The sequence below is a fragment of the Roseburia sp. 1XD42-69 genome, from assembly GCF_003612565.1.
Classification (GTDB): Bacteria; Bacillota; Clostridia; order Lachnospirales; family Lachnospiraceae; genus Roseburia_B.
The window spans coordinates 28,614-44,587 of the sequence record NZ_RAZG01000014.1 but is presented as its reverse complement, the minus strand read 5'-3'; the positions used below and the strand labels follow the sequence as shown (position 1 = coordinate 44,587).

Sequence of the window (15,974 nt, the reverse complement as noted above, 5' to 3'; positions counted from 1 at the left end):
TGGCAGGAAAAATTTTACAAGGAGGTATATTATGAATACGAAAACCATGGAAGGTCTGGTTGGGGCAAGTACAAATATTAAAAATATGGATACCCCAATGCGGGTGTTTAAAGATGCCAGGCGAAGAGGGGATATTTCTGTTATGAAGCGGGCTATGGGTTATGCGGCGGATTATGCCGAAGAAGCCTACGATTATTATGACAAGGCGGAAAAAGGAATGGAGGAGGATGCAAAGGAGGCAAGGGAAAAAGCACGGGAATTGCAGGAGAAGGCCATCCAAAAACGGAAAGAAGAACAGGCAAAGCTGGAAGAGAAGCTGGAGAAATCAAAGGAAGCGGATACTGTGGAAGTCAGCGAAGAGGGAAAAATACTCTTAAAGCAAAATTCGGAAATGGAGGGCACGGCCTCCGGGGAAGGGAACCTGGAAAGCAAAGGGGAACCTGTTATTTACACAAAAGACGGAACGGTAAGCACCGGCGTATTCACCGGGGAAACTATCGATGTTGTGGTGTCGGAATAGGATAGAAAAAACCATTCAGTTTTGGGCTGGATGGTTTTTTTTGTGGGCAGCCCTGTTTGATTCGTGATTATTCCTTGCTGCAGAATGAAAAAGAATCTGGTGACTTTTCCCATGGAAAAATGATATAATAAAAATACGATGAAATAATTGTTTGGAAGGAGGGGCAGTATGGAAGCATTAAAATCAGAAGTAATATATACCCTTGAAGATATATACGGGCTGCCTGACGGACAGAGGGCGGAACTGATTGACGGAAAAATTTATTATATGGCGCCGCCAAGCTTTAGCCACCAGAAAATAAGCCGAAAGCTGCATCAGGCAATCGCAAATTATATTGATGAAAAAAAAGGGGAATGTGAAGCCTTAGCGGCTCCATTTGCCGTATTTTTGAATGAAGATGATATAAACTATCTGGAACCGGATATTTCTGTTATTTGTGATTTATCCAAACTGGATGAGAAGGGCTGTCACGGTGCCCCTGACTGGATTATTGAGATTGTATCGCATAACAGTAAAGCAAGGGATTATATGGCAAAGTTATTCAAGTACCGTACCGCCGGCGTGAGAGAGTACTGGATTGTTGATCCTATGAAAGAGATGGTAACGGTATATGCATTTGAAAAAGATTCAGTGGAGCAGTACGATTTTGGCGAAGAAGTCCCGGCTGGGATATATGAGGGTTTTTCCATAAAAGTAGAATAGAATATCAGAAACCGCCCCAAAAGCATTTGCTTCGGGGCGGTTTCATAAATGCTGATAAATTTCCTATTTATTTTTCTGAAGTTCAGCCATCTTCATAGCCCGAACTTTTAAGGGCAGTCCAAAGAGGGTGATAAATCCTTCCGCATCGTGATGGTCATATAAATCCCCTGTGGTAAAGCTTGCCAGAGATTCGCTGTAGAGGGAGTAGGGGGAAGTGGTTCCGGCTTTTATAATATTGCCCTTGTAAAGCTTGAATTTTACTTCTCCGGTTACATACTGCTGGGTGGATTCCACAAATGCCTGGACAGCTTCCCGGAGAGGTGTAAACCATTTTCCTTCGTAGACAATTTGGGCCATTTTATTTCCCATATCCTTTTTCACTTCCATTGTTGCCCGGTCTAACACCAGCTCTTCCAACTGGTCATGGGCCTCCATGAGAATGGTTCCTCCGGGAGTTTCATAAACACCCCGGGATTTCATTCCAACCACACGGTTTTCCACAATATCCACGATACCGATGCCGTGTTTGCCCCCAAGGGCATTTAATTCCCGGATAATATCGGAGACTTTCATCTTTTTGCCGTTTACGGATGTGGGAACGCCTTTTTCGAAGGTCATGGTGACATATTCTCCCTCATCTGGGGCCTTTTCCGGGGAAACCCCAAGGACTAACAGGTGGTCATAATTTGGCTCACATGCCGGGTCCTCAAGCTCTAAGCCCTCGTGGCTGATATGCCATAAGTTCCGGTCACGGCTGTAGCTGTTGTCTGCGGAGAAGGGCAGGTGGATGCCGTGGGCCTTACAGTATTCAATTTCCGATTCCCTGGAATCCATGGTCCATTTGTCGTCACGCCATGCAGCGATAATCTTTAAATCGGGAGCCAGTGCTTTTATGCCAAGCTCAAAGCGGATCTGGTCATTGCCCTTTCCGGTAGCCCCGTGGCAGATAGCGGTAGCCCCTTCTTTTCTGGCCACTTCCACCAGTCTCTTGGCAATGCCGGGACGTGCCATGGAAGTTCCCAGAAGATATTTGTTTTCATATACGGCTCCGGCCTGCACGCAGGGAACAATATATTCGTCGCAGAATTCGTCTGTGATATCCTCGATATATAATTTGCTGGCGCCGGAGAGTTTGGCCCTCTCCTCAAGGCCGTCCAATTCCTCACCCTGGCCGCAGTCGATACAGCAGCAGACAACGTCATAATCGTAGTTTTCTTTTAACCAGGGGATAATGGCAGTAGTGTCAAGTCCGCCGGAGTAAGCTAATACAACTTTTTCTTTCATAGTAAATGCTTCCTTTCTTTTCTTTATTATGTAATGTTCCATGATAAGAACATTTCGTATAAAAATTCACTCAAACATAATATACAACAACTGTGGTAAAAACACAACTATATAAAAAGCAAAATCATGCAATATTTGTGGAATGTATGTTTGCTATGTGGTACAATCAAAAGAACAGAATATTAGCCGGTGCATTAAATCTCATGCGCCGGCTCGGGAAACGGAGGATATGGTATGAGATACAGAGAGCTTGGAAAAACGGGGTTAAGGGTCAGTGAAATCGGTTTGGGGGGAGAGTGGCTGGAACGTCACAATACAGAGGAAGTAAAAGAAGTGATTGAGGTGTGCGAAAAACAGGGGATTAACATTTTGGACTGCTGGATGTCGGAGCCCAACGTGCGGTCCAATATCGGCCTGGCACTAAAGGGAAAACGTGAAAAGTGGATTATCCAGGGTCATATCGGCTCCATATGGGAAGACGGACAGTATGTGAGGACCAGGGAGCTTGCAAAGGTAAAGCCTGCTTTTGAAGATCTGCTTGCGCGGATGCAGACGGATTACATAGATTTGGGTATGATTCATTTTGTGGACACGGAGGAAGAATATAAAAAAGCTGTGGAAGGGGAGTTTATGGAGTATGTACGCAGCCTGAAGAAACAGGGGAAAATCCGGCACATCGGCCTTAGTTCCCACAATCCTGCCATTGCAAAACTGGCGGCCTGCCAGGGGGAAATTGAAATGATACTCTTTAGCATTAACCCGGCCTTTGATATGCTGCCCCCTGTGACGGATTTAGATGAGTATTTTGCGGAGGAATATAAGGAAGGCTTAGGGGGGATTGCCCCGGAGAGGGAAGAATTATATAAAATCTGTGAGAAAAACGGTGTGGGAATCACTGTGATGAAAGGATATGCAGGGGGAAGGTTGTTTGATGAAAAGACTTCTCCTTTCCAGGCAGCCTTAACTCCCGTACAGTGTATCCATTACGCCTTAACCCGCCCGGCAGTGGCCGCCATTATGGCAGGGTTTGACAATCCAAAGCATGTGTATGAGGCGGTGGCCTATGAGACTGCCACGGAGGAGGAAAAGGATTATGCCAGCGTTTTGGCCTCAGCCCCGAAACACGCATATTCCATGGGACAGTGCACCTACTGCGGACATTGCGCCCCCTGTCCGGAAAAAATTGATATTGCAATGGTAAACAAACTCTACGATCTGGCGGTTATGCAGAGTGAAATCCCGGGAACGGTTAAGGCGCATTACGGGCAGCTTACTGCAAATGCGTCAGACTGTATCCAGTGTAAAAGCTGTGAGAGCAGGTGTCCTTTCCAGGTTTCCATTGCGGAGCGGATGCGGAAAACAAAAGAGCTGTTCTCATAAAAAAAAGATATTGCATAATATGTAATGGGGGTGTATAATTATGCAATCGACCAGGGAGAGTAAGGGATAATTTCTTTACGTACAGGAAGATAGAGTAGAAAGAGGAGTGAAGATAGAATGATTAAAGCGGGAATTATCGGGGCTACGGGATATGCAGGGGGAGAGCTGGTGCGTCTTCTTCTGGGACATAAAAATGTGGAGATTAAATGGTACGGCTCCAAAAGCTACATAGACAAAAAATATGCGGATGTATACCAGAACATGTTTCAGATTGTGGAGGATACCTGCCTGGATGACAATATCCGTGAGCTGGCCCGTCAGGTGGATGTGATTTTCACCGCCACACCCCAGGGTTATCTGGCGTCTATATTGACAGAGGAAATTTTAAGCCAGGCAAAGGTGGTGGATTTAAGTGCAGATTACCGCATCAAAGATGTGAAAGTATACGAAGAGTGGTATAAGATGGAGCACAAATCCCCCCAGTTTATCGGGGAGGCGGTGTACGGCCTGTGTGAAATTAACCGGGAAAAGTTAAAAGAGGCAAGGCTTGTGGCCAATCCGGGGTGTTACACTACATGCTCTATTTTAACGGCATACCCTCTGGTGAAAGAGGGGTTAATTGATGCAGATTCCATTATTATTGACGCAAAATCGGGAACTTCCGGGGCAGGCCGGGGGGCAAAGGTGCAAAACCTGTTCTGTGAGGTAAACGAAAATATGAAAGCCTACGCAGTGGCAAGCCACAGACATACCCCGGAAATTGAAGAGCAGCTTGGCTACGGGGCGGGCAGAGAAATCAAAGTGAGCTTTACCCCCCATCTTGTCCCCATGAACCGGGGGATTTTAGCCACAGAGTATGCGAATTTAAAGAAGATAAAGAGAGCTGACGGCAGCGAGACTTATCCCTCCTATGAAGAAATTAAAGCTGCCTATGACAAATATTATGCCGGTGAGAAATTTGTCCGTGTACTTGAAAAAGATGTGTGCCCGGAGACAAAATGGGTGGAAGGCAGCAACTATGTGGACGTGAATTTTAAAATAGACCAACGGTGCGGCAGAATTATTATGATGGGCGCATTGGATAATTTAGTGAAAGGGGCGGCCGGACAGGCGGTGCAAAATATGAACCTGCTCTTTGGCCAGAAGGAATCGGAAGGGTTGGAATTAGTCCCCATGTTCCCGTAAAACATATGGATAAGATAAATTATAAGATTCGGAAAATGACAATAGAAGATTATGATCTGGTGTATAAACTGTGGATGAGCATCGACGGCTTTGGCATCCGAAGCATCGACGATTCCAGGGAGGGGGTGGAGCGTTTTTTAAAGCGGAATCCTTCCACCAGCGTGGTGGCGGAGGATCAGGGCAGGGTAGTGGGCGCCATCCTCTGCGGCCACGACGGCAGGCGGGGCTGCTTTTATCACGTGTGCGTCCACAAAGATTACAGGAAACAGGGCATCGGAAAGGCCATGGCGGTATTTGCCATGAGAGCCCTTAAGGAAGAGGAAATTAATAAAGTAAGCCTGATTGCCTTTACCAGCAATGAGGTGGGAAACAGGTTCTGGAGGAGTGCCGGGTTTACCTTCCGGGAAGATTTGAATTATTATGACTTTTCGTTAAATGAGGGGAATATCACAAAATTTAACCACTTAAATTGATTTGGGAAAGGAGATAAAATGATACTTTGTATTGCTAAAGCTCCATGCAGAGTCTGAGGAGACTGCATGGAGGAATGGCATGATGCTTTATCCTCAGGCTTTGCTTCTGTTTTGAATAATACGCAAAAAAGGAGCAACGAAATGATAAAATTAAAGAAAAATGAATTATTGGAGCTAAAAAATTTTTTTATACTCTGGAGTACCCAGAGCATATCCCAGCTTGGCAGCAGCATTACAACCTTTGCATTGGCTTTATGGCTGTACGAAAAGACCGGTTCTTCTCTAAGCACAGCAGCCCTTACCATATGCTCTTATGCGCCATATGTATTAATGAGCATATTTGCCGGGGCATTGACAGACCGATTGGATAAGAGGAAGACAATGCTTGGCTGTGATATGTTTGCAGCAATGTGCACCGTGACTGTGCTTGTTTTATTCCGTACAAATCGTTTAATGGTGTGGCATTTATACGTTTTAAATGTGATTTCAGGATTTATGAATACCCTGCAGCAGCCTGCTTCTGAAGTTGCCATGACCCTTATTATTCCGGATGAGTATTACCAGAAGACAAGCGGGCTTTGCTCCGGGTCAAGGGCGCTGATATCCATCTTAAATCCTTTGATTGCCACGGCTTTGTACGCATTGGCAGGGCTAAACGGAGTGATCGCAGTTGACCTGGGAAGTTTTGGGGTTGCATTTTTGGCACTCTTGTTTTTTATCCGAATACCGGAAAATAAGAGTGATAAGGGAGAAAGTGTACTTCATCTTGCAAAAGAAGGGCTTGTGTTTTTAAAAAGAAATCCCATGATTTTGACATTGATCCTATTTATGTCAGGGGTAAATCTGGTGGCTTCTGCCTTTGATGCCACACTGCCCGGCTATGTGCTTCCCAATCCCAAAGGCGGCTCCTCTGTCCTGGGGATTGTTACGTCCTGCGCCGGTTTTGCCATGATGCTTGGCAGCCTGATTGTTTTGGTTTTGCCAAAACCCAAGGACCGGGTAAGGGTGATTTATCTTACTATGCTGTTTTCCCTGGGCACGGAGAATTTTTTGCTGGCCTTTTCCAGGGAGCCTGTATTATGGTGTATTGGCCAGGTGATTGGATGGATTCTTGTACCTGTCATGAGTGCAAATCTGGATGTGATTTTAAGGACTTCGATTCCCGTAGAGCTGCAGGGGCGTGTGTATGCATGCCGCAACACCCTTCAATTTTTTACCATTCCCATCGGGTTGTTTTTGGGCGGTTTTATGGTAGACAATATATGCGAACCCTTTATGGGAAAATATGGGGGAATATCCATTCTAAAAACACTCTTTGGCTCCGGCAAGGGCTCCGGTGCAGCCCTTATGATGTTTGTGCTTGGCGCAGCCGGATGTGTGATTTGCATTGTCACAGGAAGGAAATTAAAGAAGTATCAGTATATCACGTAATTGGCACACAGATTTGAGGCGGCCAATTCTTCGGCTGGCGGTTTTTGCCAGCCGTTTTCTTTCCGCAATTAAGGGATAAGCATTTCAGCTATTTTTCTCCCAAAAAGTCCAATGAACCATAGGCTTAAAACCTATTTTTTCATAAAATGCATTGCCGCCGCCAGTCATATGTGTTGCGCCTAAAGGTTTCAGCCGGCGGTAATGTTCTGAAAGTGCCGCTGTTGCCAAGCCTTTTTTTCGATATTTTGGAATCGTACATAGTGGTTCCATATAAGCAAGGTGATTTTCCGGAGTCCACCACATACCTGCATAACAGACATACTCCCCCTGGTCATTTTCAATGATAACGGAATCTTCCGGATGCATGTGCGGCGCCATTAACTCATAGTATCCATACTCAGCATCTCCATTCCAAGGACCTTCCTCTTTTTCGTGGTCAAAACCTTTCCAACAGCATTCCGCTATTTTTTCTACTGAAAATTTTTTAGAATCCACGAAATGAAAGCCATCCGGCAAGGGATAATTAAGTGATTGTTCAAAATCAAAGACGTTCTCTGTAAAGCCTGAAGATTGTCGAAAACCTGCTTTTGTTATTGCTTCTTTCACCGCATTTTGCCCATCAAAAATCACAAATCTGAGATTGCCATCCACACGGGGCATTGACGAAACTGCATAGGAAACCATCTCATCCGCCAGCTTCTCATAGCCCGGACGCAGACTAAAATACACATCATTTACAGGATTTTCGTAAAAAACAAGTCCTGCTATACATCCATCATCCTCCCAAAGTTTCCAGCGGTGCACTAAGGATTTATCCATCCAATCACTAGAAAGCGCATACTCCAAAAATGGAGCGGGAACACCATTTCTCCAATCTTTTTCATATATATCAATCATAAATTGATATACATCCATAAAGTCACATAAAACCCTAAAGTTTCTTGAAATTATTTTAGCCATACATACATCCTCCTCATATATAATATACCTCATTATAAGAAAATACTTTGTGCAGGTAAATAGCAAGAACATTTATAATCAATATTGCCGCAAAAAGACGCCTGCCTGCGCAAGCGTCCTTTGATTAGCTGTATATTATTTTTTTTAGTGTGCTGTGTGCCAGTCCGTATTGCTTTGACAGTGTTTCTATGGAATATCCATTTTTAAAAAGAAACTGTATTTCTTTATTTCTCTTTTGATAGAATTTGCGTGAACCACTGACGGAACCCCATCCCTTTTTAGCGGATGTTTTGGGAATATATAACACACCTCCATCCATGTACGTCTGAATCTCTTTTAATAATTTCTCCGGAAGTATTTCTGCTGCATTTACATATTTCATTCCTGCCGCTCCTTATTTATTTTTTATAAATAAAGTGCAGATACAGCAGAACATATAGTGTGATTCGCCCATACAGATTGCTATATGTCTGCTATTCTGCATGGGCAAAGGTGTTCTTGAGACCATTTTGATATAATGCCCGAATTTTTACTTTCATAGAACATTGCTCCTTTCAATTTTTTTTAACAACTCATTTATGTGTATAAAAATTATGCTGTTATTGTAAGTTTTGTAATGGTATTGGGTGGATGGATAAAAAAAGAGCTTCCATCCGATATATGAAAACAGAGGTGAAATTTTATATGGGATTTAAAAACGTGGGAAAAATAAAGGCAGTTGGTTTTGATGTGGGTCATACGCTGATTCAATATAATAATCCATTAAACTGGCAGGGGCTTTATCGGCCAGGGCTTAAGCACGCTGCCGCTGCAGCCGGTATTACTTTGTCAGAGGACATGATTTTGGCGGCAATAGATGTTCTTTTGAAGTATAACACCAGAGTGAACCCCCGGGAATGGGAGACAACTTCCGACTGCATTTTTAATGAAATAATAGAAAAATGGGGACAAAAGACAGATGTATACCCTTTTAAATCCGGATTTTTTTCTTTTTTTCGGGCGGATGCCCAGCCCTATCCGGAAACAACTGCCACATTGGAAAAATTAAAACAGTATGGGATAAAAACAGGAAATTTAACGGATGTGGCCTATGGAATGGATAATGCATTTTCTTTAGAGGATATCGCTGTACTTTCCGATTTCATTGATATCGCAATTACTTCTGTGGATGTTGGCTATCGAAAACCAAACTCCGCAGGATATTTGAAACTGCTGGATTCTCTGGGAGTTTATTCGGATGAAATGATATTTGTGGGAGATGAGGAAAAGGATATTATCGGGGCAAAGAAGGCTGGAATTGTTTCTGTCCTTATTAACAGAAGTAAAGAAAAAAAGGACTTTGGACAGGATGATACATTGGAATCTTTAAGCGGCATTTTTTCTGTTTTGGATTTGTAAGGATGATAAAAATGGGAGGGGATTATGACAGAGGTTAAGTTCTATGAAGATATAGAAGAGGAACAGCTTAAATTTGCAGTGATACTATCGAAAACCCAGGACAAGTACGTTTTCTGCAGGCACAGGGAAAGGGATACCTGGGAAGTGCCCGGAGGGCACCGGGAAGCCGGGGAAACCATTCTGGAAACAGCAAAAAGGGAGCTGCACAGCGAGATTGAGGAAATTGTAATAACGTCTAATTTGCCGGAGCGGTGGACCTATCCCCATATTCAGCCGGAATTAATGAGGGAAGCGGGAAAAAGGGGATATCTGTGAAAATGGCAAAAATGTAACAATTTTATGCTTTTTTGATATCTTTGATTGCTTGTGCCTTTTGCAATCATTTCTTACAATATTCATAGAAATAAAAGGAAAGGAAGATTTCTATGATAAAAGTAATAAAAGTGATTGGGATTATCCTTTTGGCAATCATCGCCTTGGCCGTGATTTTTGCAGGCATTTTTGGCACAGAAATATCCACTGGTATGATAAATATGAAAAGGCATTAAAGGAAGCAGATGCAAAAGAAAAGCAAGTCACCCTTCCCTCCGGGCATGTGATTAACTACGGCGAGGTAGAAAATGATAAGCCGGCTCTACTCCTTATCCACGGGCAGATGAGCATGTGGGAGGATTACGCCCTTGTCATGCCTCAGTTAAGCAAAGACTGGCATATTTATGCCATAGATGTATATGGCCACGGGAATCTTCCCATGAGGAGAGCCTGTACGATATGGATACAAACGGCAACGACCTTATCTGGTTTATCGATCATATAATTGGCGGGCCAACGGTTGTTTCCGGCCATTTATGCTTCGCAATATGAACGGCTATTCCCAGGAAGAAATTGCCGAAAAAATAAATATCTCCCGTCAGGCATATGCAAAATGGGAAAGCGGCGCAACACGTCCGGATATTGAGAAATGTATGCGGATAGCAGAAATTTACGTGGTCAGCCTGGATAGCCTTGTGAAAACAGAAAACTTAGAAGGGGTGGGCAATATCCCTCCGGCGCCTGTGGGAAAAAATATATGGGGTTCGGTAACGATAAATGAGAGAGGGCAGGTATGCAGGGAAAGGTTATCGTCAGTTGTTGATTGATAATTATATTGTTATTTTTCGTATTAATGAAGCAGATAAAACAGTATATGTTGTAACGATACAATATCAGGGACGAAATATATAAATCAAGCATCATATGATAACACTATCTATTTTTGTGTCTTATGCATATAGTATAAAGAAATCTAAATTATAAAGGTATGCGAGGACATGAAAGAATATGTAACATTATCGTTGGAAACACATCTTTTTTTCGGAAGGATTATGAAGGAGCATTCCCTGTTTTTGATGGCCGGCTTTCCCGGGAAGGAAACGGAGTATATAAAACGTGCAGACTGGTTCCGGGAAGCATTTGAAGACGGACTTAGAAAAACCGTCATCCTTGCGGATGGCGTTGTCAGAGAGCCGGTATTAAATTCCGGGGAAATCGTAACGGAGTTTACAAAAAAAGCAGAATGCCAGACGGCGGATCTGACAGGGATTCCCATTGACGAGAAGATTACTGAGGCAGAGGAACGGCTTTGCGCCGGAAATATTGTACGGGTAAACCGGGGGATGGTGCGCCAGGTGAGAATGCTGAACCGGCACATGCTAAAATGTCTGCACGGGTTGATTTCCTTTAAGGAAGAGGTCTTAAGGAAAATGACAGGGTGCAGACTTTATACTGCAAATTACCCGCTGTTGGTCGAGCATATTCTGCGGGAAGCAAAATTGTACCGTCAGATTGTGATAGAGCTTGAGCGGAGAGGCAGAGTTTCAATACCTGATGTCAATCATCCGGAACTATTCTGGAATCAGATAATGATGGAGCACGCCCAGTTTATCCGGGGGCTTTTGGATCCGACAGAGTGCGAACTGATGGAAAAGGCCCAGGGGTTTGCCAAAGATTACTGCTGCCTTTTGGAAGAGGCAAGGGAGCAGGAGGGGAAGGTAAACACTTTAACGCCAGGGACATTGCAGCTTACAAAGCAGTATCAGCAGTTTAAGACAGCGGGCACAAAAGGAATTACATGCTGTGAGATTCGCTCCATTATCCTTCCCCTTCTGGCAGATCATGTGCTCCGGGAGGCAAATCATTATCTGCGCATTTTAGAGCAGGCAGAAAAGGGCAGTGATAAATATGGAATGGTGTAAGTATCTAAGGATTTGAGATCCTATTACGGCATGGAGAAGTTAGGATTGGAAATTAAATTTGAGGTAACGCATAGGGCTGCCGTATTCTGCGGCGGCTCTGTTCTGTTTCGGGCTGCGATATGACAGGCGGCGTTTTTTTGCGGTTTTTGTGGAGGAAAATCAGAAAGTATGGTAAAATGTAACAAGTCCCACAAGACGGGCAAACCAGGACAGGGTAAAGTCCTCCTGTTTTCATGCATCTGTTATAAAGACAATGTGGCGTTTTTGCGCAGGGTGCAGAAGGTAAATGACCTGGAAATGTATGTGGGAGGTCTGATTGGGTGCAGGGGAGATGCTTATACAGGAGCAGGATGTCTTTCCCTGCAAGACGCCTGTGACTTTCACAAATGGGAGATTTCCTTTTTTAAACGGGCGGAAATTGATTTTTTATATGCAGCCCTGATACCTTGTCTTGATGAGGCGGCAGGTATCGCTTTGGCAATACAGGATGAAAAGATTCCTTACATCATCAGCTTCACGATAAAAAAAGATGGTTGTCTTGCAGAGGGAACACCTGTTTCGGAAGCGATAAAATACATAGATACGACGGCCTTATCTTTTGAGGAATTGGATGGGTCGAAAGAACTGAAAACCTCTGATCCAAAAGAACTGGCAGAGTCGATGTTAAAACTTCGGGAGATTGTCCCGCTTAAAATATTCGGAGGCTGCTGCGGAACAGATGGCAGGCATATGACAGAAATTGCAAAATTAATTTTGTAAGATTCTTAATCAGGGAGGATATGCCGTCTCCAATGCCCACGAGGATTTAGAAAAATATGCTTCGGCAATTATTTTATCCAACGATGAAGACGGGGTGGTCAGGTGGCTGAAAGAAAACTATTATAAATAGATTTTGGGATAGAGGATATGGGTGTTTTAGAGAAAGTGACAGAAAATTTTACCAGGCGGAGCCGGGAAATTTTAGGGGATAATCTGGTGGGGATATATCTTCATGGATCTGCCGCAATGGATTGCTTCAATGAAAAAAAGAGTGATATTGATTTGTTGACTGTAGTGGACAGGCCAATTTCCGATGAAGAAAAACGCAAATATATGGATATGGCAGCAGCATTAAATGCAGATGCGCCGGAAAAAGGAATAGAGTTCAGCATTGTGAAAAGGGATGTATGCAGGCCTTTTGTCTATCCTACCCCCTTTGAGCTGCATTTTTCAGTTGCGCATTTACCATGGTATCAGGCAAACCCTTACGACTATGTTGAGAAAATGAAAGGCACAGACAAAGATTTGGCAGCCCATGTAACCATGATCCGCCACAGAGGGAAATGCCTTTGGGGAAAGGGGATCAAGGAGGTTTTTGGGGAGGTCAGCAGGGAATGTTATTTTGACAGTATCTGGAATGATATTAAAAATGCGGAGGAAGAAATTACTGCAAATCCCACGTATATTATTCTGAATTTGTGCAGAGTGCTGGCATATAAAAAAGAGGGATTGATTCTGTCAAAACGGGAAGGGGGAAACTGGGGGATAGAAAATATCCCTGGGAAGTACCGCAGTTTGATTTTGCAGGCGCTGGAGGAATATGTGTGGGACAGAAAAGGGAAGTGGGAGGAGAATTGCGTGCAGGAATATGCTGCATATATGATAGAACAGATAAAGAATGGCACGTGAAAATATTGTACGGAATCAGGAGAGGACAGCATAATGAAGATAGGCATTATCCAGGCAAGTTCTCAGAAAAGCAAAAACAAAATTTTAGAAAGATGCGTAAGAGAAGCGGTGGGAGCGGAACATGAAGTCATTAATTTTGGCATATATGAGGATGACAAGAGGGAGTTTTCCTACATACAGGCAGCGGTTTGCGTCGGCCTGCTTCTAGCCAGCAAATCGGTAGATTTTGTGGTGACAGGCTGCTCCTCCGGCCAGGGCATGATGCTGGCCTGCAACACATTGCCGGGGGTTCTCTGCGGGTATGCGGCGAATGTCTCAGACGCTTACCTTTTCGGCAGGATAAACAATGGGAATGCCCTTTCCTATCCATTGGGGTTAAACTGGGGTTGGGGTGCGGAGATTAATCTCACGGAAACATTAAAAGCGTTGTTTTCTGCCCCCATGGGCATGGGATATCCCAAAGAGGAGGCGGGGCGGAAACTAAGGGACACCGCACTGCTAAAGGAGATGAACAATTTCGGAAAAGTGAGTTTTTCGGATTTTATGAAAAATTTAAGGCGGCGGGAGGAAAAGCTGGCAGATGATGCAATTTTCTACCCTCCTGTGTATGGGTATGTGATGGAGCATGGGATTGACAGAATCAGGGAAGAGTTGCGTTTTTTTGAAATGGAGAGATGCTAAAAGATGGCTGGAAGAGAAGATAATAAAGAGGTGTAAAAAGCATGAGTTTACTTGAGAGCATAAAAAAGTTCAAACCTCTAAATCAGCAGGAAGCCTGCGACAAAGAGCGGATGATTGCCTATATGGCAAAGAACGAAAATTGTCTGAGCCGTGAGAATGACACGGCCCATTTTACAGCTTCCATGTGGACGGTAAACAGGGAACGCACCAAGACACTGATGGTATATCACAATATCTATAACTCATGGTCCTGGATTGGCGGCCATGCGGACGGAGAGGAAGATTTGCGTTCCGTTGCAATGGGTGAACTTAAGGAGGAGACCGGGGTCAAAAATGCCGTGCTGCTTAGCCCGGAAATTTTCAGCCTGGAAATTTTAACGGTGGACGGGCATGTAAGGAAAGGCATTTATGTGCCCAGCCATTTGCACATGAATGTTACCTATTTTGCCCAGGCGGAGGAAAACCAGGAACTGATTGTAAATTCGGCAGAAAATCAGGGGGTAAAATGGTGGCCTTTGGAGGATGCCCTGAAAGTGTCAACGGAGCCCTGGATGGTGGAGTGGGTATATAAAAAGCTGGTGGAGCGGAGTAGATTGTAACAGAAGGAGGTTTTTATGCGCAGTGAGGAAGAAATGTATCGTCTGCTTTTGGAGACTGCCAAGGCAGACGACAGGATTTTGGCGGTATATATGAATGGTTCCCGGACAAATCCCAAGGTTTCCAAAGATATTTTCCAGGACTATGACATTGTGTATGTGGTGGGGGAGACAAAGACATTTATCCAGGACAGGGATTGGATTCACAGGTTTGGCAAAATCCTGTATATGCAGTATCCCGATGAACATCCGGATTATGAAAGCGATAAGGAAAATCATTATGGCTGGCTGATGCAGTTTGAAGACGGCGTCCGAATCGACCTTACCGTACAGACAATCCGATTTGCCAGAGAGCATATTCATGAGGACAGGCTTTGCCGGATTTTACTGGACAAGGAAAATATCCTTCCATCAGTGCCAGAATCCACAGATGAGGATTACTATGTAAAAAAGCCTACGAAACCGCAGTTTCAGGCATGTGCCAATGAATTCTGGTGGTGCAGCAATAATATCGCAAAAGGGCTTTGGCGGGAGGAGATGCCCTATGTGCAGGATATGGCCAATTTTGTGGTCCGCAAGCAGTTGGAAAAGATGCTTTCCTGGAAGGTCGGCATTGAGACGGATTTTCAGGTCAGTGTGGGAAAGTCTGCAAAGTACTTATACAGGTGGCTGGAACCGGAAGAGTATCAGGGATATCTGGATACCTATTTTGGCGGAAATATTGGGGAAGCCTGGAGGGCTGTTTTTCATATGTGCAGTTTGTTTGAGCGGACGGCAGAGCATGTGGGGAGCAGGCTGGGATATACATATAATGCAGCGGAAGGGAAAGCTGCCAGGGGATTTCTAGAATATGTGTGGAAATTGCCGAAGGACGGTTTGGGGAATATGGAGATGATAGGATGCCAGGGACACGATGATATCCGGCGGAAGAGGGAATATGATTATGAAAAATAAATGCAGAATCAGAAAGTGGCAGTTAAAAGATGCCGGAAGTTTGGCAGCTGCCCTTTCAAACAAAAAAGTACAGGATAATCTTCGGGATGGACTGCCTTACCCTTACACAGAAAAGGACGGGGGGGATTTTATTTCCGAAATGCTTTCCGCAGATGAAAATGAAACATTTGCTTTTGCTATTACGGTAGATGATGTGGCGGTTGGCAGTATTGGCGTGTTTCGTCAGGGAAATATTCACAGGCAGACTGCCGAACTGGGATACTATATCGCTGAGAAATACTGGGGCAAAGGAATTATGACGGAAGCCGTAAAGCAGGTATGTGATTATGTTTTTCAAAAAAGCGATATTATCCGTATTTATGGAGAACCTTTTGCTTATAATACGGCATCCCTCAGGGTGCTTGAAAAAGCAGGATTTCAGTACGAAGGCACATTGAGGAATAATGCGGTGAAAAATGGGAAAGTCCTTGATATGAAAATGTATGCGATATTGAAAGAGGAAGATTAA

General features: G+C 44.1%; 21 protein-coding genes. 18 read left to right on the top strand and 3 right to left on the bottom strand.

From position 1 onward, the window contains the following. The first annotated feature begins 31 nt into the window (after positions 1-31). Both D7Y06_RS09210 and D7Y06_RS09205 read left to right on the top strand, forming a co-directional pair. Positions 32-520: a hypothetical protein gene (locus D7Y06_RS09210; protein WP_120407566.1), complete on the top strand. Its 489-nt coding sequence runs from the start codon at positions 32-34 to the stop codon at positions 518-520. Between the two features lie 168 nt (positions 521-688). Further along, positions 689-1,222 (top strand): Uma2 family endonuclease, encoded by a 534-nt coding sequence (locus D7Y06_RS09205; protein ID WP_120407515.1) that lies wholly within the window; start codon positions 689-691, stop codon positions 1,220-1,222. A gap of 63 nt (positions 1,223-1,285) precedes the next feature. On the opposite strand, the gene D7Y06_RS09200 is transcribed toward D7Y06_RS09205, so the two are convergent. Beyond that, positions 1,286-2,506: an argininosuccinate synthase gene (locus tag D7Y06_RS09200; protein WP_120407514.1), complete on the bottom strand. Its 1,221-nt coding sequence runs from the start codon at positions 2,504-2,506 to the stop codon at positions 1,286-1,288. A 234-nt stretch (positions 2,507-2,740) separates the two neighbouring features. On the opposite strand from D7Y06_RS09200, the gene D7Y06_RS09195 reads away from it, so the two are divergent. The 4 genes from D7Y06_RS09195 (at position 2,741) to D7Y06_RS09180 (ending at position 6,975) form a co-directional block, all read left to right on the top strand. Beyond that, positions 2,741-3,886, top strand: coding sequence for an aldo/keto reductase (locus D7Y06_RS09195; RefSeq protein WP_120407513.1), 1,146 nt, complete (start codon positions 2,741-2,743; stop codon positions 3,884-3,886). Positions 3,887-4,003: 117 nt separating this feature from the next. Next, complete coding sequence (argC, locus tag D7Y06_RS09190; protein ID WP_120407512.1) at positions 4,004-5,071, top strand: N-acetyl-gamma-glutamyl-phosphate reductase; 1,068 nt, start codon at positions 4,004-4,006, stop codon at positions 5,069-5,071. A 35-nt stretch (positions 5,072-5,106) separates the two neighbouring features. Beyond that, positions 5,107-5,544: a GNAT family N-acetyltransferase gene (locus tag D7Y06_RS09185; protein WP_330566419.1), complete on the top strand. Its 438-nt coding sequence runs from the start codon at positions 5,107-5,109 to the stop codon at positions 5,542-5,544. Positions 5,545-5,685: 141 nt separating this feature from the next. Further along, a complete protein-coding gene (locus D7Y06_RS09180) occupies positions 5,686-6,975 on the top strand; it encodes an MFS transporter (RefSeq protein ID WP_120407565.1) in 1,290 nt (429 codons plus the stop codon). Between the two features lie 84 nt (positions 6,976-7,059). Here the strand turns inward: D7Y06_RS09180 and D7Y06_RS09175 are convergent, their stop codons facing one another. Then, positions 7,060-7,935 carry a GNAT family N-acetyltransferase gene (locus tag D7Y06_RS09175; protein ID WP_158591331.1) on the bottom strand — a complete coding sequence of 292 codons (876 nt, stop codon included), beginning with the start codon at positions 7,933-7,935 and terminating at the stop codon, positions 7,060-7,062. Between the two features lie 124 nt (positions 7,936-8,059). Continuing rightward, the gene (locus tag D7Y06_RS09170) at positions 8,060-8,317 is read right to left on the bottom strand and encodes a CD3324 family protein (RefSeq protein ID WP_120407509.1); all 258 of its coding nucleotides are present in this window, start codon (positions 8,315-8,317) and stop codon (positions 8,060-8,062) included. Positions 8,318-8,565: 248 nt separating this feature from the next. Between D7Y06_RS09170 and D7Y06_RS09165 the strand changes: the two genes are divergently transcribed. The 12 genes from D7Y06_RS09165 (at position 8,566) to D7Y06_RS09105 (ending at position 15,974) form a co-directional block, all read left to right on the top strand. Beyond that, positions 8,566-9,333: an HAD family hydrolase gene (locus D7Y06_RS09165; RefSeq protein WP_120407508.1), complete on the top strand. Its 768-nt coding sequence runs from the start codon at positions 8,566-8,568 to the stop codon at positions 9,331-9,333. Positions 9,334-9,357: 24 nt separating this feature from the next. Beyond that, the gene (locus D7Y06_RS09160; protein ID WP_120407507.1) at positions 9,358-9,648 is read left to right on the top strand and encodes an NUDIX domain-containing protein; all 291 of its coding nucleotides are present in this window, start codon (positions 9,358-9,360) and stop codon (positions 9,646-9,648) included. Positions 9,649-9,706: 58 nt separating this feature from the next. After that, on the top strand, positions 9,707-10,150 hold the full coding sequence (locus tag D7Y06_RS09155; RefSeq protein WP_199714673.1) for an alpha/beta fold hydrolase: 444 nt from the start codon (positions 9,707-9,709) through the stop codon (positions 10,148-10,150). Between the two features lie 31 nt (positions 10,151-10,181). Beyond that, positions 10,182-10,472, top strand: coding sequence for a helix-turn-helix transcriptional regulator (locus D7Y06_RS09150; RefSeq protein ID WP_120407506.1), 291 nt, complete (start codon positions 10,182-10,184; stop codon positions 10,470-10,472). A gap of 171 nt (positions 10,473-10,643) precedes the next feature. Next, positions 10,644-11,567, top strand: coding sequence for a DUF2935 domain-containing protein (locus tag D7Y06_RS09140; RefSeq protein ID WP_120407504.1), 924 nt, complete (start codon positions 10,644-10,646; stop codon positions 11,565-11,567). A 168-nt stretch (positions 11,568-11,735) separates the two neighbouring features. Continuing rightward, a complete protein-coding gene (locus D7Y06_RS09135; protein WP_120407503.1) occupies positions 11,736-12,326 on the top strand; it encodes a homocysteine S-methyltransferase family protein in 591 nt (196 codons plus the stop codon). Position 12,327: 1 nt separating this feature from the next. Continuing rightward, on the top strand, positions 12,328-12,456 hold the full coding sequence (locus tag D7Y06_RS28220) for an HAD hydrolase family protein (protein ID WP_120407564.1): 129 nt from the start codon (positions 12,328-12,330) through the stop codon (positions 12,454-12,456). A gap of 17 nt (positions 12,457-12,473) precedes the next feature. Then, on the top strand, positions 12,474-13,235 hold the full coding sequence (locus tag D7Y06_RS09125; protein WP_120407502.1) for an aminoglycoside adenylyltransferase domain-containing protein: 762 nt from the start codon (positions 12,474-12,476) through the stop codon (positions 13,233-13,235). A 33-nt stretch (positions 13,236-13,268) separates the two neighbouring features. Further along, positions 13,269-13,916: an RpiB/LacA/LacB family sugar-phosphate isomerase gene (locus D7Y06_RS09120; RefSeq protein ID WP_120407501.1), complete on the top strand. Its 648-nt coding sequence runs from the start codon at positions 13,269-13,271 to the stop codon at positions 13,914-13,916. A 41-nt stretch (positions 13,917-13,957) separates the two neighbouring features. After that, on the top strand, positions 13,958-14,515 hold the full coding sequence (locus D7Y06_RS09115) for an NUDIX hydrolase (RefSeq protein ID WP_120407500.1): 558 nt from the start codon (positions 13,958-13,960) through the stop codon (positions 14,513-14,515). 15 nt (positions 14,516-14,530) lie between these two features. Then, positions 14,531-15,466 carry an aminoglycoside 6-adenylyltransferase gene (locus D7Y06_RS09110; RefSeq protein ID WP_120407499.1) on the top strand — a complete coding sequence of 312 codons (936 nt, stop codon included), beginning with the start codon at positions 14,531-14,533 and terminating at the stop codon, positions 15,464-15,466. Beyond that, on the top strand, positions 15,456-15,974 hold the full coding sequence (locus tag D7Y06_RS09105; protein ID WP_330566418.1) for a GNAT family protein: 519 nt from the start codon (positions 15,456-15,458) through the stop codon (positions 15,972-15,974). The genes D7Y06_RS09110 and D7Y06_RS09105 overlap by 11 nt, the downstream gene beginning before the upstream one ends.

Coding starts and splice junctions, on each gene's coding strand:
- D7Y06_RS09210 (WP_120407566.1), top strand. CDS start 32: ATGAATACGAAAACCATGGAAGGTCTGGTTGGGGCAAGTACAAATATT.
- D7Y06_RS09205 (WP_120407515.1), top strand. CDS start 689: ATGGAAGCATTAAAATCAGAAGTAATATATACCCTTGAAGATATATAC.
- D7Y06_RS09200 (WP_120407514.1), bottom strand. CDS start 2,506: ATGAAAGAAAAAGTTGTATTAGCTTACTCCGGCGGACTTGACACTACT.
- D7Y06_RS09195 (WP_120407513.1), top strand. CDS start 2,741: ATGAGATACAGAGAGCTTGGAAAAACGGGGTTAAGGGTCAGTGAAATC.
- argC (WP_120407512.1), top strand. CDS start 4,004: ATGATTAAAGCGGGAATTATCGGGGCTACGGGATATGCAGGGGGAGAG.
- D7Y06_RS09185 (WP_330566419.1), top strand. CDS start 5,107: ATGACAATAGAAGATTATGATCTGGTGTATAAACTGTGGATGAGCATC.
- D7Y06_RS09180 (WP_120407565.1), top strand. CDS start 5,686: ATGATAAAATTAAAGAAAAATGAATTATTGGAGCTAAAAAATTTTTTT.
- D7Y06_RS09175 (WP_158591331.1), bottom strand. CDS start 7,935: ATGGCTAAAATAATTTCAAGAAACTTTAGGGTTTTATGTGACTTTATG.
- D7Y06_RS09170 (WP_120407509.1), bottom strand. CDS start 8,317: ATGAAATATGTAAATGCAGCAGAAATACTTCCGGAGAAATTATTAAAA.
- D7Y06_RS09165 (WP_120407508.1), top strand. CDS start 8,566: ATGGATAAAAAAAGAGCTTCCATCCGATATATGAAAACAGAGGTGAAA.
- D7Y06_RS09160 (WP_120407507.1), top strand. CDS start 9,358: ATGACAGAGGTTAAGTTCTATGAAGATATAGAAGAGGAACAGCTTAAA.
- D7Y06_RS09150 (WP_120407506.1), top strand. CDS start 10,182: ATGCTTCGCAATATGAACGGCTATTCCCAGGAAGAAATTGCCGAAAAA.
- D7Y06_RS09140 (WP_120407504.1), top strand. CDS start 10,644: ATGAAAGAATATGTAACATTATCGTTGGAAACACATCTTTTTTTCGGA.
- D7Y06_RS09135 (WP_120407503.1), top strand. CDS start 11,736: ATGGTAAAATGTAACAAGTCCCACAAGACGGGCAAACCAGGACAGGGT.
- D7Y06_RS09125 (WP_120407502.1), top strand. CDS start 12,474: ATGGGTGTTTTAGAGAAAGTGACAGAAAATTTTACCAGGCGGAGCCGG.
- D7Y06_RS09120 (WP_120407501.1), top strand. CDS start 13,269: ATGAAGATAGGCATTATCCAGGCAAGTTCTCAGAAAAGCAAAAACAAA.
- D7Y06_RS09115 (WP_120407500.1), top strand. CDS start 13,958: ATGAGTTTACTTGAGAGCATAAAAAAGTTCAAACCTCTAAATCAGCAG.
- D7Y06_RS09110 (WP_120407499.1), top strand. CDS start 14,531: ATGCGCAGTGAGGAAGAAATGTATCGTCTGCTTTTGGAGACTGCCAAG.
- D7Y06_RS09105 (WP_330566418.1), top strand. CDS start 15,456: ATGAAAAATAAATGCAGAATCAGAAAGTGGCAGTTAAAAGATGCCGGA.